General features: G+C 65.2%; 14 protein-coding genes. 7 read left to right on the forward strand and 7 right to left on the reverse strand.

All coding sequences use genetic code 11. The features are described from left to right. Positions 1–48 precede the first annotated feature (48 nt). Positions 49–1,227, forward strand: coding sequence for a cystathionine gamma-synthase (gene metB, locus AB5Y80_RS20470; protein WP_069651922.1), 1,179 nt, complete (start codon positions 49–51; stop codon positions 1,225–1,227). Beyond that, the gene (locus AB5Y80_RS20475) at positions 1,227–3,680 is read left to right on the forward strand and encodes a bifunctional aspartate kinase/homoserine dehydrogenase II (protein WP_039040575.1); all 2,454 of its coding nucleotides are present in this window, start codon (positions 1,227–1,229) and stop codon (positions 3,678–3,680) included. Before metB ends, AB5Y80_RS20475 begins: the two co-directional genes overlap by 1 nt. 67 nt (positions 3,681–3,747) lie before the next feature. Here the strand turns inward: AB5Y80_RS20475 and AB5Y80_RS20480 are convergent, their stop codons facing one another. Beyond that, positions 3,748–4,437, reverse strand: a complete 690-nt coding sequence (locus AB5Y80_RS20480) for an LrgB family protein (protein ID WP_010675703.1) — start codon at positions 4,435–4,437, stop codon at positions 3,748–3,750. Next, entirely contained in the window at positions 4,430–4,831 is a 402-nt protein-coding gene (locus AB5Y80_RS20485) for a CidA/LrgA family protein (protein WP_368173461.1), read from the reverse strand. The genes AB5Y80_RS20480 and AB5Y80_RS20485 overlap by 8 nt, the downstream gene beginning before the upstream one ends. Before the next feature lie 128 nt (positions 4,832–4,959). On the opposite strand from AB5Y80_RS20485, the gene AB5Y80_RS20490 reads away from it, so the two are divergent. Further along, positions 4,960–5,835, forward strand: a complete 876-nt coding sequence (locus AB5Y80_RS20490) for a LysR substrate-binding domain-containing protein (RefSeq protein ID WP_368173462.1) — start codon at positions 4,960–4,962, stop codon at positions 5,833–5,835. Between the two features lie 15 nt (positions 5,836–5,850). Here the strand turns inward: AB5Y80_RS20490 and AB5Y80_RS20495 are convergent, their stop codons facing one another. From AB5Y80_RS20495 to AB5Y80_RS20505, 3 genes are all read right to left on the reverse strand, one after another. Next, positions 5,851–6,687, reverse strand: a complete 837-nt coding sequence (locus tag AB5Y80_RS20495; protein ID WP_236758488.1) for an ABC transporter substrate-binding protein — start codon at positions 6,685–6,687, stop codon at positions 5,851–5,853. Beyond that, the gene (locus AB5Y80_RS20500; RefSeq protein ID WP_258057302.1) at positions 6,665–7,549 is read right to left on the reverse strand and encodes a hypothetical protein; all 885 of its coding nucleotides are present in this window, start codon (positions 7,547–7,549) and stop codon (positions 6,665–6,667) included. The genes AB5Y80_RS20495 and AB5Y80_RS20500 overlap by 23 nt, the downstream gene beginning before the upstream one ends. 102 nt (positions 7,550–7,651) lie before the next feature. Next, positions 7,652–9,079 carry a PLP-dependent aminotransferase family protein gene (locus tag AB5Y80_RS20505; protein ID WP_368173463.1) on the reverse strand — a complete coding sequence of 476 codons (1,428 nt, stop codon included), beginning with the start codon at positions 9,077–9,079 and terminating at the stop codon, positions 7,652–7,654. A gap of 252 nt (positions 9,080–9,331) precedes the next feature. On the opposite strand from AB5Y80_RS20505, the gene AB5Y80_RS20510 reads away from it, so the two are divergent. The 3 genes from AB5Y80_RS20510 to AB5Y80_RS20520 are packed head-to-tail and all read left to right on the forward strand — an operon-like array spanning position 9,332 to position 10,994. Then, positions 9,332–9,799: an OsmC family protein gene (locus AB5Y80_RS20510; RefSeq protein ID WP_041211705.1), complete on the forward strand. Its 468-nt coding sequence runs from the start codon at positions 9,332–9,334 to the stop codon at positions 9,797–9,799. An 18-nt stretch (positions 9,800–9,817) separates the two neighbouring features. Further along, positions 9,818–10,255 carry a rhodanese-like domain-containing protein gene (locus tag AB5Y80_RS20515; RefSeq protein ID WP_069651919.1) on the forward strand — a complete coding sequence of 146 codons (438 nt, stop codon included), beginning with the start codon at positions 9,818–9,820 and terminating at the stop codon, positions 10,253–10,255. After that, a complete protein-coding gene (locus AB5Y80_RS20520) occupies positions 10,245–10,994 on the forward strand; it encodes a GNAT family N-acetyltransferase (protein ID WP_368173464.1) in 750 nt (249 codons plus the stop codon). The genes AB5Y80_RS20515 and AB5Y80_RS20520 overlap by 11 nt, the downstream gene beginning before the upstream one ends. A gap of 128 nt (positions 10,995–11,122) precedes the next feature. On the opposite strand, the gene ybaK is transcribed toward AB5Y80_RS20520, so the two are convergent. Continuing rightward, complete coding sequence (ybaK, locus tag AB5Y80_RS20525) at positions 11,123–11,593, reverse strand: Cys-tRNA(Pro) deacylase (RefSeq protein WP_010675694.1); 471 nt, start codon at positions 11,591–11,593, stop codon at positions 11,123–11,125. 181 nt (positions 11,594–11,774) lie between these two features. On the opposite strand from ybaK, the gene AB5Y80_RS20530 reads away from it, so the two are divergent. Continuing rightward, complete coding sequence (locus AB5Y80_RS20530; protein WP_042014802.1) at positions 11,775–13,256, forward strand: sensor domain-containing diguanylate cyclase; 1,482 nt, start codon at positions 11,775–11,777, stop codon at positions 13,254–13,256. A gap of 166 nt (positions 13,257–13,422) precedes the next feature. Here the strand turns inward: AB5Y80_RS20530 and ppc are convergent, their stop codons facing one another. Beyond that, positions 13,423–16,056: a phosphoenolpyruvate carboxylase gene (gene ppc, locus AB5Y80_RS20535; RefSeq protein WP_010675692.1), complete on the reverse strand. Its 2,634-nt coding sequence runs from the start codon at positions 16,054–16,056 to the stop codon at positions 13,423–13,425. Between the last annotated feature and the right edge of the window lie 18 nt (positions 16,057–16,074).

Consider the following 16,074-nt stretch of genomic DNA (forward strand, 5'->3'; position numbering starts at 1 on the left):
ACGACCCACGAGGCGGACCGGCTCCGGCAACCCATCAAGGAGAGTGACATGACCCACAAGGCCACCCTGGCGGTACGCACCGGGATTGAGACAGACACGCAGCACGGTGCCGTGGTGCCCCCCATCTACCTCTCCAGCAACTACACCTTTGCCGACTTTGGCGAGCCCCGTCAATACGACTATGCCCGCTCCGGCAACCCGACCCGCACCAATCTGGCAGATGCCCTGGCGGCCCTGGAAGGGGGGGCCGGCGCCGTGGTGACCGGCACCGGCATGGGGGCCGTTCACCTGGTGACCACGGCTCTGCTCAAGGCGGGGGATCTGCTGATCGCCCCCCACGACTGCTACGGCGGTACCTGGCGCCTGTTCGAGTATCTGGCGGCCAAGGGCCACTACCAGGTGCAGTTCGTGGATCAGGGAGACGAGGGGGCGCTGGCCGCCGCGCTGGCCCAGAAACCCGCACTGGTGTGGGTGGAGACCCCCTCCAACCCGCTGCTGCGGGTGGTGGACATCGCCGCCATCGCCGAGGCCTCCCACGGGGTGGGGGCCCAGGTGGTGGTGGACAACACCTTCCTCTCCCCCTTGCTGCAACAGCCCCTGGCCCTTGGTGCCGACGTGGTGGTCCACTCCACCACCAAGTACATCAACGGCCACTCCGACGTGGTAGGGGGTGTTGCGATCGCCAAGGATCAGGCTCTGGCCGACTCCCTGGTGTGGTGGGCCAACTGCCTGGGGCTCACTTCCGGTGCCTTTGATTCCTACCTCACCCTGCGGGGTCTGCGTACCCTGGCCCCGCGCCTGCGCACCCATCAGGAGAACACGGATCGCATCCTCGCCTTCTTGCAGCAGCAGCCGCTGGTCAAGCGTATCTATCACCCCAGCCTGCCGAGCCATCCGGGCCACGACATTGCGCGCCGTCAACAGTCCGGCTTTGGCGCCATGCTAAGTTTTGAGCTCGATTGCAACGAGACGGGGCTGCGCGCCTTCCTCGCGGGGCTGCGCCTCTTCTCGGTGGCGGAGTCCCTCGGCGGGGTGGAGAGTCTGGTGGCCCATCCGGCCAGCATGACCCACAGGGCCATGACCCCTGCGGCCCAGCAGGCGGCGGGTATCAGTGCCCAGTTGCTGCGCCTGTCGGTGGGGATCGAACACGGTGAGGATCTGGTGGCCGATCTGGCCCAGGGGTTTGAACAGGCGCAGTTGGCACAACAGGCAGAGCAGGTGAAGTAATGGAACAACAACAAGGAGAGTGTGTGGTGGCAACAGAGGCAGTCTTCAAGCGGCGCCATGTACACAAGTTCGGCGGCAGCAGCCTGGCGGATCCGGTCTGTTATCGCCGGGTCGCCAGCATTGTCGAGCAACAGGTGGGGGGCAACGAGCTGGTGGTTGTCTCCGCCGCGGGCAAGACCACCAACCGGCTGATCCAGCTGGTGGAGCTGGCGGAAGCGGGGGATGAGGCCGCAGGCGAAGCCATCACCGCCCTGCACGCCTATCAGCAGAGCCTGATCGACGGCCTGCTGGAAGGGGAGCTTCACCTCGATCTGAGTCAGCAACTGACGGACGACATGCAGCTGATCGCCAAGACCCTGGAGGGACAGTTTGACCGCTTCGAGCGCAACGGCCTGCTCGCCTTTGGCGAGGTGTGGTCCGCCCGCCTGCTGGCTGCCCTGCTCACCAGCCGGGGTGAGGCGGCCGCCTGGCTCGATGCTCGCAGCTTCCTGCGCGCAGAAGACGGCGCCCTCATCAAGGTGGATACCGCCCTCTCCAGCGAGCTGCTCAAGGCCCGCCTGGCCGAGCACGCCGGTCGCATCGTGGTGACCGGCTTCATCGCCGCCGACATGGAGGGGCGTTCCCTGCTGCTGGGGCGCAACGGCTCCGACTACAGTGCCAGCCTCCTGGCGGCGCTGGCGGACGGCGAGTCCACCACCATCTGGAGCGACGTGGCCGGGGTCTACAGTGCCGACCCGCGCCGGGTGAAAGAGGCGCGTCTGCTGGAGCGCCTGAGCTTGGCCGAGGCCAACGAGCTGGCGCGCCTGGGCTCCTCGGTTCTGCATTCGCGTACCCTGCAGCCGGTGGCCGACAGCCGCCAGCGCCTCACCCTGCGCTGCAGCTACAATCCGGACGAAGGCTGCACCCACATCCTGCGCCGTGCGCCCCGCTCCGGCGGTGCCCGCATCGTCTCCTCGGTGGATCAGATCGCTCTCATCGAGCTCAAGGTGCTGCCGCAGACGGACTTTGAGCAGACAGTGGCGGCCATCGAGGCCCATCTGGCCCGCCATCGCCTCCATCCGCTCACCCTGCAGCGCCAGCCGGATCGACGGGTCCTGCGTCTGGCCTACACCCTGGAGGTGGCACAAGGGGCCTTTGAGGTGCTCCGTGACTTCCAGTTGCAGGGCAACTTTACCGGCCTCATCCAGAAGGAGGGGTTCAGCCTGGTCGCCCTGGTGGGGGCCGGCGTTACCGACAACGCCGAGCAGTGCCACCGCTTCTATCAGCTGCTGGCGGATCAGCCTCTGGAGTTCGTGCAGGTGGCCAAAGACGGCCTGAGCCTGGTGGCCGTGCTGCGCCAGATCGTGCTGGAGCCGCTGCTCATCGCTCTGCACAGTGCCCTGTTCAGCCGCCCGACCCGGGTCGGGCTGGTGGTGTTCGGCAAAGGCAATATCGGCGGTCACTGGCTGGGGCTCTATGCCCGCGAGAAGGCGCGCCTCGAGCACGAGCTCAATCTGGCGCTCACCCTCTACGGGGTCTTCGACTCCAAGGGCGGGCTGCTGGACGAGGAGGGGCTGGATCCCCTCAAGGTACAGGACAACTTCCATCCCAAGCCGCTCATCTGGCCGGAGCTGCTCTCCCAGCTGGAGCAGCACAGTTTTGACTCCCTGATCGCGCTCGACATGACCGCCAGCGAGACGGTGAGCCGCTACTACCCGGACTTTGCCCAGCTCGGCATCCACATCATCGCCGCCAACAAGTTTGCCGGTGCCGCCGACAGCGAGTTTTACCAGCGCATCAAGCAGACCTGTCGCGACCACCAGGTGCAGTGGCGCTACAACGCCACCGTGGGGGCCGGGCTGCCCATCCAGTCCAGCATCCAGATGCTGCGCCAGAGCGGTGACCGCATCCAGGGGGTTTCCGGCATCTTCTCCGGCACCCTCTCCTGGCTGTTCCAGCAGTATGACGGCACTCGCCCCTTCTCCGAACTGGTGGACGAGGCGTGGCAACACGGCCTGACCGAGCCGGATCCCCGGGAGGATCTCTCCGGTCAGGATGTGCGCCGCAAGCTGCTCATCCTGGCGCGGGAGGCGGGCTTCGAACTCGACTCCGCCGACATCGAGCTGGAGAACCTGGTGCCGGTGGTCCTGCGCAAGGTGAGTGCGGATCAGTTCATGGACAGGCTCAAGGAGCTGGATGACCCTATCCAGACCGCCTTCGAGGGGGCGCGCCGGGTCGGCAAGGTGCTGCGTTATGTCGCCCGCTTCGAGCACGACGGCAAGGCCCGCGTCGGGCTGGAGGCGCTGGAGCCCCATCACCCGTTTGCCAACCTCTTGCCCTGCGACAACGTGTTCGCCATCGAGAGCGACAGCTATCGCACCAACCCCCTGGTGATCCAGGGGCCGGGAGCGGGCCGGGAAGTGACGGCCGCCGCCATCCAGTACGATCTCTGGCAGATCTGCGCCAGTCTCTGAGGCTGCGTGACACGATGCAATGAGAAGAGGCGCCCCAGGGCGCCTCTTCTGTTATCGGGTGGCGGTGTTACCAGAACAGCCTGCCCAGAAGGGGGGCGAGCAGCACGGTGGCCATGCCGGCGATCATCATCACCATGCTGGAGACCACCCCCTCCTCGTTGCCCATCTGATAGGCCCTGGCTGTCCCGGCCCCGTGGGCCGAGGCACCAAAGCCCGCGCCCTTGCCAAGGCGGCTGCGGATGGCGAGCACGGTGAGCACGCTTTCTCCCACCGCCATGCCGATGACGCCGGTCAGCACCACGAACAGGGCGGTGAGATCGGCGTTGCCACCCACGGAACGGGTCGCCTCCACCGCGAAGGGGGTGGTGATGGATCTCATGGCCATGCTGCGTTGCAACAGCTCGGAGAGGTTGAGCCAGCGGGCCAGCAGCACTGTGCTGCCCACCGCCATCACCACGGACGCCACGACCCCGACCGAGAGGGAGAGCCAGTGGCGGCGCATCAGCTGGCGATTCTCGTAGACGGGCACCGCGAAGGCGACGGTGGCAGGGCCCAGCAGCCAGAGCAGCCAGTGGGATTCGGCCATGTAGTCCCGGTAGGGAATGTGGAACAACATCACCACGGCCACCAGCAGGGTGGGGGCCAGCAGCAGCGGCATCAGGGGCAGGATGCGCTTTTTGCCATAGAGCCACTTGCTGGCGTAGTAGAAGAGCAGGGTCAGGGCGAAGCAGAGCAGGCCGAGCAGGGTGTCAGACATGGCGGCGACTCCGGCGGGCCAGCTTAAGCTCGAGGCGATAGACCCTGTCCACCACCAGCGCCGTGGTGCCGAGCACCAGCACGGTGCTGACGATCAGGACCACCATGATGCGCCACCCCTCCTGCAGCAGCAGCTCCTGATAGTTGACCACGGCCACCACGGCAGGGACGAAGAAGAGCAGCATCTCCGCCAGCAGCCAGCGGGCCCCGGCACTGAACCACTGGGCCTTGACCACCCCGAGCAGGATGCAGACCAGCAGCAGCAACATGCCGGTGAGGTTGGCGGGCAGGGGCAGGTGCAAGGTGCGCACTGCGATGTCGGCCAGCAACCAGATGGCCGCCAGCAGGGCGATTTGGAAGAGGGTTTGCAACCAGCGAAGGCAGAGGGTTTTCATGGCGAGCGTCTTTCTGTGAACCTGCTCACAGTATAGAGAGGGACCAAACCTGCAAAAAATGAATTTAAATTATCAAAATCATGCCAAAGAGGCATGATTTAGCCAGCCATCCCCGTCAAGAGAGCACCATGGATATTCGAGCCCTGCGTTACTTCGTCGAGCTGGTGCGGGAGCAGAGCTTCACCCGCGCCTCCGAAAAGCTGTTCGTCACCCAGCCCACCATCAGCAAAATGATCCGCAACATGGAAGAGGAGCTGGGCCAGCCCCTGCTGAGCCGGGTCGGCCGCCGCTTCACCCTGACCGACAGCGGCCAGGTGCTGTTCAATCGGGCCCAGACCATCCTGGTGGAGATGCAGCAGCTGGAGGCGGAGCTGGCGGATCTGCAGAGCCTGCAATCCGGGCGTCTTGCCCTCGGCATCCCGCCCATGGTGGGCCATGTCTATGCGGATCTCATCCGTACCTATCGCAGCCGCTACCCCGGTGTGGAGCTCTCCATCGTCGAATATGGCGGGCGGCGCATCGAGCAGGCGGTGCTGGCGGGGGAGCTGGATCTCGCCATCACCATGCTGCCGACCAGGGAAGAGGGGGCCCTCTGCGCCCTAGAGCTGGACAGTTACCCCATCCGGGTGGTGCTACCGGACCTGCCCCGCTGGCGCGAGGGGGGCGAGATCCGGCTGGAGGCTCTGCGGGACGAACCCTTCCTGCTCTATACCCAGGCCTTCACCCTGAGCGAGCGGCTGGAGCAGGCCTGCGAGCAAGCCGGGTTCGTGCCCCAGGTGGCGGCCCGCAGCAGCCAGTGGGACTTTCTCACCGCCATGGTGCGAAGCGGCATGGGGGTCGCCTTCCTGCCGGAGCCCATCTGCCGGCGGCTGACGCCGGATGGGCTGGTGTTGCGCCCTCTGGCCCCGGCGCTGAGCTGGCGGCTCGGGGTGATCTGGCCAGGGGATCGCTACCTCTCCCGCACCGCCGAGGCCTGGCTTGCCCTGTGCCGCGAACAGGGCTGAAGAGAGGGTCTGGGGTTAGGGGGTCCCCTGTGACGCCATGCCTGTGACGAAGCGGGCATAGGCTGCGGAGTGTCGCACCTCCTCAATCTCGTCCCACACCTGTTGGCTGAGATCGGGGTGGGCTTGATGGAAGGGGTGGGAGAAGATGAGGTAGTAGGGTTTTTCGACCAGGGGAGGGGTGATCCGCTCGAGTGTGGCCTGCAACTGCGGGTGGGCGGCCAGGGTCCGTTCTGCGACCCCGGTTTGCAGGGCGGCGGCAACGGCGCGCTGCATCGCGACCTTCTTGAGCAGGATCAGTGGTTCCCTGCTGGAGTCATCCACCCTGACACCGCTCTCCTGCAGCTGGGCGACGATGGAGAAACCGGACTGCGCCGCAATGACGCCAGGGGCGACGAGCTGCCGGCCATCCCAGCGAACCTGTCCGCCTTTTGGCTGGTAGAGGCTGTAGCTCTCGGTGAGCAGGCGCTTGGCGGGATCAGGTGCCCCCTGTCGCATGGGATAGACCCCTATGGTGCGAGCACGCTCTTCGCTGTAGCTCAGCTTGACGGCGGCATCGAGCTGGCCCTGGCTGACGAGGGAGAGGCAGCGTTTCCAGGGAAGGGGGGTGAGAATGATGGGATGCCCGATCCGGTTTGCCACCTCCTTGAGGTGGAACTGCACTATCCCCTCGCCGGACATCAGCAACCAGGGAGGCGAATCACTGTTCTCCATGCAGGCACGAATGCTGCCGGGAGCGGCCATGACGCAGGTCGGCAGCAACCAGAGCAGCAGCGCCAGGCAGAGAGTGCGCAAGGGGAGCCTGCCTGACAGGGGAGAACCGGCGAGCCAGTCAGGGAGCGATACCAAAGTCATCCCTCATCGGGTCATAGAGATAGGCGCGGTAGTCGGTGCTCTCGTCGGGCAACTGCGGGTTGGTCAGCCGGAAGATCTGGCGTGAATCGAGTCGGGCAAAGACCAGGGAAGGCTGGAAATGTTGGCGCCAGAGGCGCTGCAGGGAGCCATCTTTCCAGGCCAGTTGCAGGCCGCGCAAAAGGCGCTCGCGCTCCTTGCTGTAGGTGGCGTGGCTGTAGAGGGAGTGGATGAGCGGATAGAAGAGGGCGACATGGCTATCCACGGTCAGCCCCGGCAGGCCGGGTCTGTGGTTTTTCCACTCGCTCAATATCTCGTTGGCACCACGGCAGAAGAGATCGATCCGGCCACGGGCCACCAGGCGAAACAGTGACTCATAGTTATCCACCTCCTGCACCCTGAAGCCGTTGTAGCGCAGGATGTCGGCATCCCGCCAGCCTGTGCCCACCCCTTGCGTGAACTGCTGCAACTGGGACAGGGTGTGAACCCCGGCCAGGGCCTGGGCACGGGCGCTGCCGACAAAACAGACCCGGTAGCCGAGCACGCCCAGATCGATGGGGAAGGGGACCAGGGTGACACCGGGTTGAGGGATCTCCTGGGGCCAGCTGTCGACGATGAAGAGGGCATTCTTGCCCGGCGTTTGCACTTCGAGCCGCATCCTCGCCTTGTTCATCCTGATGGCGTCGAGCAGTTCATAGTCGCCGTAATCGGGCCGTGTTTTCTCCAGCGCCAGCCGCATCGCCGCCCGGTAATAATTCATGCGGACATCCTGTTGGGTCTCCCCGGTGATCAGGGTGAAGCGGGTGGCCGCCATCGTGAGGGACGGGAGGGAGAGGGCGAGCAAAAGGAGCAGGATTCGATGCATCTTGACCGGGTTCGGCAACGGGATTGTGCCCAGTATAGACGGGCCATTCCCGTCGACACAGCGCTATCAGGCTCTGGCAGATCTGACCTCTTGAGAAGGGGGTCATGCGGATTTCATCAAGAGACCCAGGCGACGACAGAGTTGGCGCAGCGTCTGGTTGTCGAGGCAGCCGAAGCCGAGCAGCCACCCCTCCAGTGTCGGCGGGCCCAGGTAGAACTGGCCCAGATGGCGCAGCCCCAACCCGCAGGTATTGGCGGCATTGGTCCAGCGCGCCTCGCCACCGGGGGGCAGCAGCACGGCGCACTGCAGGCCGGCGCCGCTGTGGATGGGGGTGAGCCCCGGGCAGTGCTCGGCCAGTTCCGCCAGCAGCAGATCCCGTCTGCTCTGGTAGAGGAGGCGGCTCTGGCGCAGGTGGGTGGCGAAGTGCCCGCCCCGGATGAAGTCTGCCGTGACCGCTTGCTGCAACTGGTTGCTGTGGCCGTCGACGGCGGCCCTGGCGCGGCAGAAGGAGTCCATCAGCGGCCTGGGCAGCACCAGGTAGGCGAGGCGCAGCGAGCCGAACAGCACCTTGCTGAAGGTGCCCACATAGATCACCCGCCCCTGGCCGTCGAGCCCCTGCAGGGCGGGCAGCGGACGCTGATCATACTGGTACTCCCCGTCGTAATCGTCTTCCAGGATCCAGGCGCCGTGACGCTCTGCCTCGGCCAGCAGCGCCATGCGGCGGGGCAGGCTCATGGGGACGCCAAGGGGATACTGGTGTGCCGGGGTGCAGTAGATGAGGCGCGGTGCAGGATGATCCCCATGAGGGTTGAGCCCCTCTTCATCCACCGGCACCGGATGCACCCGGGCACCGGCGCTCTCCATGGCGGTGCGAGCCCCGGGATAACCGGGGTCTTCCACCCAGACGGTGTCACCGGCATCGATGAGCAACTGGGTCGCCAGCAGGATCCCCTGCTGGGAGCTGGTGAGGATCAGGATCTGATCCGGCTCGCACACCACGCCGCGTGATTGCACCAGATAGCTGCTGATGGCGGCGCGAAGTTCCCCAAGCCCCTGGGGATCCCCGTAGTTCATCCAGTCGCTGGCGCGCTGGCGCCACTGTTGCTGCATCAGCCGACCCCAGAGTGCCTGGGGGAAGAGACGGGGATCCGGCTGGCTGGAAGCAAAGGTGGTGCCCACCTCGGGCACGTCGTGACAGGCGCCACCCAGGGCCATCTCCTGGCCGCGGCGGGAGAGGCCAGCCGCTGACTGGGGCGGGCGCGGCGTGGGGCGCACCGCCGCCAGGGCGACAAAGCTGCCGGCGCCCACCTTGCGCACCAGATACCCCTCCGCCTCGAGCCGGCCATAGGCCAGTTCCACCGTGCTGCGGGAGATCCCGAGATCCCGGGCCAGGAGACGGCTGGCGGGCAGGCGGCTGTGCAGGGGCAGGTGGCCCGCCAGGATGGCCTCGCGCAGGGTGCGCACCAGTTGTTCGTGCAGGGGCAGATCCCCTTGCTGCTGGCTGGCGAAGAGCGTTGGCAGAACGGTCATGATGCGCTCCCGTTGGCGCGGGGGTTGCGCCCCTTTCGAGGCAGGGATCCTGCCCGCAGGGCATGGCGCGGCTGTGGGGCTGGCGACCGACGGGCAGAGCGGGTGGGGTGGATGGTCATGGTGGCGGCTCGATGAAATTGGTCTGCCCATATTGGCAAAATTGGTCGGCGTGGCAAGGCCATTTTGTCGCTACATTGGTGGTCACAGGGTGGCGCCAGCGGGCGGCACGGATTGGCAACACAAGGAGTCTGCATGTCGGAATACAGTGCCACCATCAGTTGGCAGCGGGGGGAGCACGAGCCCTTCGTCGATCAGCGTTACAGCCGGGCCCATGAGTGGGCGTTTGATGGCGGGGTCAGGGTGCCGGCCTCCTCCTCTCCCCATGTGGTGCCGCTGCCCTACTCGGTGGCGGAACATGTGGACCCGGAAGAGGCGTTTGTGGCGGCCCTCTCCAGTTGCCACATGCTCACCTTCCTCTGGTTGGCGGCGAAGGCGGGCTATCGGGTAGAGAGCTACCGGGACGACGCGGTCGGCATCATGGCGAAAAACGGGCAAGGTCGCCTCGCCATGACCCGGGTCACGCTGCGTCCCAGGGTGATCTTCGGGGGAGAGCAGGAGCCCGCTCTGGCGGATCTGGAGCAGTTGCACCACCAGGCCCATGAGGAGTGCTTCATCGCCAACTCGGTCAACACCGTCGTCACCACAGAGATCGTCATCTAGTCATCAGGAGCGTTCAGGATGAGTCATGTATTGAGCACAGGGGTGGCAGGGGCCGCCGAAGCCAGCGCCTTTTTCGAGGCCCAACTGAAGTTTCGTACCGATCCGGCGGATCTGGCCGCCGATCTGCTGGCCGGGGTGGCGGGGATCGTGGTCATCGATACCCGCTCCCCCGCACACTATGCCGAGGGGCACATTCCCGGCGCCATCTCCTTCCCCCACAGGACCATGACGGCGTCGACCACGGCGGTACTGGACCGGAACCTGGTGTATGTCTGCTATTGCGACGGCATCGGCTGCAACGGTTCGACCCAGGGGGCCTACAAGCTGGCGTCCCTCGGGTTTGAGGTCAAGGAGTTGATAGGGGGTCTGCACTGGTGGCGTCAGGACGGTTTCGCCGTCGCCACGGGCAGCGAGCCCGGAGTGCTGCTGGAAGGGGGAATTGCCTGTGCCTGTTGAACGTTGCAATGAGGGAGGCGCCGCCCTTTTCAACGACTTTGGGCAGCCTCTGGGGCGTGCGCTGCCAGAATGGCGCGGCGCCGAGTTCCCTCCCCACCGCGCCCTGCATGGCTGGGGCTGTCGTCTCGAGCCCCTTGATCCCGAGCGCCACCTGGGGGATCTGTGGCAGGCGTTCGGTGCCGACAGCGGGGCCATGTGGACCTACCTGACCAGCGGCCCTTTCGCGGACGAGGCCGCCATGGGGGTCTGGCTGCGGGAGGTGGCCACCAAGCGGGATCCCCAGTTCTACGGCATCATCGACGAGGGGAGCGGACGGGCGCTGGGACTGGCGAGCTACCTGCGCATCGATCCCCTGGCGGGCAGCATCGAGGTGGGCTGGCTGCACTTCTCCCCCGCCATGCAGCAGTCACGGCTGGCGACGGCGGCCATGGTGTTGATGATGGCCAATGCCTTTGCTCTGGGATACCGGCGCTACGAGTGGAAGTGCAATGCCCTGAACCTGCCTTCGCGCCAGGCGGCCCTGCGCCTGGGCTTTCACTATGAGGGGACCTTCCGTCAGGCGCGGGTGGACAAGGGACACAACCGGGATACGGCCTGGTTCTCCGTTATCGACAGCGAGTGGCCCGCCCTGAAAGGGTGCTTCGAGCGCTGGCTGGAGGACGGTAACTTCGACCATGCCGGGCGTCAGCGTCGCCGGCTTTCCGAACTGACCGCCGCCTGCCGCTCTGCGGCGTGTTGAGGGCGGCAGATCACCCGCCGGGACGGGGCGGTTTCCGGTGCCGGGGCTTTGGGTATCCTTCGCACACAAGGTGCCAGATCCGACATCCAGACGCAAGAGGCGCCAGTCATGGCGCCTCTTTTGTTTGTTCAGTCGTGGTGATCGCCGATGGGGGCCGCAATCCAGTTCATCAGCCGGACCATGTCCCCGGGGGCCACGCCGACCGAGAGCCCCCGCTTGCCACCGCTCACCAGGATCTCGTCGAAGGCCATGGCGGAGTCGTCCAGCACGGTGGGCAGCAGCTTCTTCTGGGCCAGGGGACTGATGCCGCCCACCTTGTAGCCGGTCAGCTTTTCGGCTTCCGCCGGCTTCATCATCTCCACCTTCTTGAGCCCGGTGGCCTTGGCGAGCTGCTTGAGGCTGCACATGCCCGAGGAGGGCACGATGGCCACCACCGCCTGCTTGTCGTGATGGGCGAGCAGGGTCTTGAACACCTGCGCCTCGGGCAGACCCAGCTGGGTGGCGGCATGCTTGCCGAAGTCGTCGTGGGCTTCACACTCGTAGGGGTAGAGCCTGTGGGGGATCTTGAGCTTTTTCAGCAAGTTGATGGCGGGTGTCATGGGGTCTCCTCGAACCGTGGCAAGGCCAGACAGTCTGCGCTCGGGAGCCGGATGTGGCAAGAACCAGTCTTCACACCCAATCGGGGCCTGTGTTAGCGTAACCGGGTGCCGGATCCTATGATTTGGGCACTTGTCCCCGCATTCCAATGCAATGCGCCGGCGATCGAAAGGAATCGTAGCCATGAATACCACAGCACTTTGCGCTCGCGATATCGACGCGATGGATCGATATGAGACCCTTGCCAGGCTGACCGCCCTTGATCGGGCCTATGGCATGGTCGAGTTCGATCTCGATGGTCGCATGGTGTCAGTCAACCCCCTGTTTTGCGACATGCTGGGCTATCCCCCCGAAGCGCTGGTGGGCCAGTCCCATCTCATGCTGTTGCCGCCGGATCTGCAGGCGGAGCATGATCTCTTCTGGCAGAAGGTATTGGGTGGCGAGATCCAGTCGGGGGAGTTTCGCCGGGTCAGGCAAGGTGGCAGCCCCCTCTGGCTCCATGCTACCTACATGCCCGTGAGCGACGAGGCCGGCACCCTGCTGGGGGTGGTCAAGCTGGCGCACGACATTACCTCGGCGGTGATGGCCAAGCAGCGGGTCGAGCAGCAGAGCCAGCTGTTTGACATCGTGGTGGCCGCGCACCAGAGTTTTCTGCTCGATCGCAATCTCGGCTCCGCCTGCGACACCGTCTTCGAGCGGCTGCTGAGCGTGAGCGAGAGCTCCTATGGTTTCATCGGCATCATCCAGTACGAGGATGGTCGCCCCAGTCTCTATGTCCCCTCCATCTCCAATGTCTCCTGGGACGAGGCGACCCACGCCTGGTATGAGCAGCAGCGCCAGAGTCGGGGCGGGCTCATCTTCAGCAAGCTCGACAACCTGTTTGGGCACGTGGTGACCCACAATACCCTGGTGTGCTGCAACGATCTGCCGAGCCATCCAGCCAGTCGCGGTGTCTCCCCCCGTGGTCATCCGCACCTGGAGAGCTTCCTCGGCATTCCCATCCGCCATAAGGGAGAGGCGATCGGCATGATTGCTCTGGCCAACCGCCCGGGTGGCTTTGACGAGACCCATGTCAGCCTGCTCGAGCCCCTCACCACGGCCCTTGGCACCCTTATCCACGCCCGCAACCTGGAGGACGAACGCAGCCGCATGGAGCGGGTGCTGCGCTTCAACGCCGAGCACGACTTCTTGACCAAGCTGCCCAACCGCAGCAGCTTCTTCCAGCAGGCCAACGTGTTGCTGGATCACGTCCAGCACCATCCCGCCGAAGGGGAGGCCTGCTGCCTGGCCTTGATAGATATCGACTTCTTCAAACAAATCAATGATGTATATGGACACCTTGCCGGAGATGCCGTGCTGGCGTCGCTGGCGGGGCTCCTGATGCAGGCGGTGCGCAGCAAGGATCTGGTGGCGCGATTTGGCGGGGAGGAGTTCATCCTGCTGCTGCGGGGCACGACCCTGGAGGAGGCCCACACCATCATGGAGCGCATCCGGCGCCAGGTGGAGCAGCACACCTTCCTGTACCAGCACCAGGCGATCACCGTCACCATCAGCGTGGGGCTCACACCCTATCAGATGAGTTACAGGCGCATGGATGACTGGCTTCAATGCGTGGACCAGCGACTTTACGAGGCAAAACGTCGGGGTCGCAACCAGGTCTCCTGATGAAAGCCTATATCGCGAAATAAAACAGGGCGCCATCATGGCGCCCTGTTTGTTGTGGATGCTTTTTTCCCTTAGAGGGGGCTGTGCTGGCGGCAATGTCGGGATCCCCGTGCCCGGCAGAGACGAAAAAGGGCGCCGGGGCGCCCTTGTTTGCAACGGTCCGGGATCAGCCGGTGTTGCGCATGCCGGCGGCGATGCCGGCGATGGTGACCATCAGCGCCTGATCCAGCTCGGGGTGCAGGGTCTCCGGGTGGTTGCGGGAGCGATTGAGCAGCTCGGCCTGCAGCACGTTGAGCGGGTCTGTGTAGGGGTTGCGCAGCTTGATGGACTCCTTGATCCAGGGCTGATCGTCCAGCAGGTCGCCCTGCGGGCGCAGTTTCAGCACCACTTCGATGGAGTCGGCAAGCTCCTGACGCAGCTGCTTGCCGAGTGCCCACAGGTTCTCCGGCACCAGGCGGGTGTCATAGTATTCCGCCAGCCAGAGGTCGGCCTTGAGGAACACCATCTCCAGCATCTCGAGACGGGTGCGGAAGAAGGGCCACTGGCGGCTCATCTCGTCCAGCACGCTCTTCTGGCCGTCGTCGATGGCCTGTTGCAATCCCTTGTGGGCGCCGAGCCAGGCCGGCAGCATCAGCCGGTTCTGGGTCCAGGCGAAGATCCAGGGGATGGCGCGCAGGCTCTCGACACCGCCGTTGGGCTTGCGCTTGGCGGGGCGGGAACCGAGCGGCAGCTTGCCGAGCTCCATCTCCGGGGTGGCGGCGCGGAAGTAAGGCACGAAGTCCGGGTGACCGCGCACGATACTGCGGTAGTGATCGCAGGAGACAGACGCCAGCTGCTCCATCACGGCGCGCCAGCTCTCTTTCGGCTTGGGCGGCGGCAGCAGGTTCCCCTCCAGCACAGCGCTGGTGTAGAGGTTCAGGCTCTGGATGGCCACCTTCGGCAGGCCGAACTTGAAGCGGATCATCTCCCCCTGTTCGGTGACCCGCAGGCCGCCGCGCAGGGATCCCGGGGGTTGCGACAGGATCGCCTGATGGGCGGGGGCGCCGCCACGGCCGACGGTACCGCCGCGGCCATGGAACAGGGTGAGGCGGATGTTGTTGGCTTCAGCCAGCGCCACCAGGGATTCCATGGCGGCGTACTGGGCCCAGCCAGCGGCCATCATGCCCGCATCCTTGGCGGAGTCGGAGTAGCCGATCATCACGTACTGACGGCCCTGGATGTAACCGCGATACCAGTCCACCGACAGCAGGCGTTCCATCACGGCGGTGCCCGCCATCAGGTCTTCCTGGGTCTCGAACAGCGGGGCAACCGGCATGCGGAACTTGCAGCCAGCTTCCTTCAGCAACAGCTGGACCGCCAAGACATCGGACGGGGCACCGGCCATGGAGATGATATAGATGCCGAACGCATCGGGGTCGTGCTGGGCGATGACGCGACAGGTGTCGATGGTCTCGCGGGTCTCGGCACTGGGATCCCAGTCGCTCGGGATGAGGGGGCGGCGGGAGTTCAGCTCGCGCAGCAGGAAGGCCTGCTTGTCCTCTTCGCTCCACTCGGCGTAGTCGCCCACACCCAGGTAGCGGGTTAGCTCGGAGAAGACCTGGCCGTGACGCTCGCCATCCTGACGGATGTCCAGCTTGACCAGGTGGATGCCGAAGCAGGCCAGCTTGCGCAGCACGTCCAGCAGCATGCCGTCGGCGATGTTGCCCATGCCGCAGGCGTGCAGGGAGTGGTAGCAGAGCTCCAGGGGCTCGCGCAGCTGGGCGGTGCTCTTGACCAGATCCCGGCTCTCGCTCGCCTGGCCCTGTACCTTGGCAGTCAGGTACTCCTGGGTCTCGCGCAGCTGCTCGCGCAGCTCACGCACCAGGGCGCGATAGGGCTCGGGATTGTCGCCGACCCGGGCACGCACGGCGTCGGTGCAATCGGCCATGGAGAGCTCGGAGGTAAGCTCCTTGATGTCCTTGTAGAACAGGCTCACCGCCATCCAGCGGCCCAGCTCCAGCACTTCGGCGGTCACCTTGGCGGTGACGAAGGGGTTGCCGTCGCGGTCACCGCCCATCCAGGAGGTGAACTTGACCGGCGCGGCGTCCAGCGGCAGCCGCACACCCAGATGGTGTTGCAGGCGCTCGTCCAGATTGCGCATGAATTCGGGGATGGCTGGCCACAGGCTGTTTTCCACCACGGCGAAGCCCCACTTGGCTTCGTCCACCGGGGTCGGGCGCTGTTCGCGGATCTCGTTGGTGTGCCAGGCCTGGTTGACCAGTTGCTCGATGCGACTCTGGATCTTGTCCCGCTCGCGGGGCAGCAGATCGGAGAGTTCCAGGGCCTCGAGGCAGTCGTTGAGCTGCACGTGCTTGTGGATCAGGGTACGACGGGTCACCTCGGTGGGGTGAGCGGTCAGCACCAGATCGATGTCCAGCTCGCGCACGGCCTGGATGATGGCCTCCTGGGACAGGTTGGAGGCTTTCAGCTTGTCGAACATCTGCTCCAGCGGGTCCGGGGTGCAGACCTGCTCTTCGCAGCGACGGGAGATGGTGTGGAACTGCTCCGCCACGTTCGCCAGGTTGAGGAACTGGCTGAAGGCACGGGCCACGGGCAGCAGTTCGTCATCGGAGAGGGTACGCAGGGTGTCGAGCAGGCGCTCTCTGTCAGCCTCGTTTCCCTTGCGGGAAGACTTGGCCAGTTGGCGAATGGTCTCAATCTTGTCGAGGAAGGCCTGCCCTTGATGATCCTTGATGGATTTACCCAGCAGTTGGCCCAACATGCCTACGTTGGCCCGTAGTGCGGCGTACTTTTCGTTCATTCCACATCCTTATTTTGT

Origin of the sequence: Aeromonas sp. R2-1 (genome assembly GCF_040908425.1) — a bacterium.
Classification (GTDB): domain Bacteria; phylum Pseudomonadota; class Gammaproteobacteria; order Enterobacterales; family Aeromonadaceae; genus Aeromonas; species Aeromonas caviae.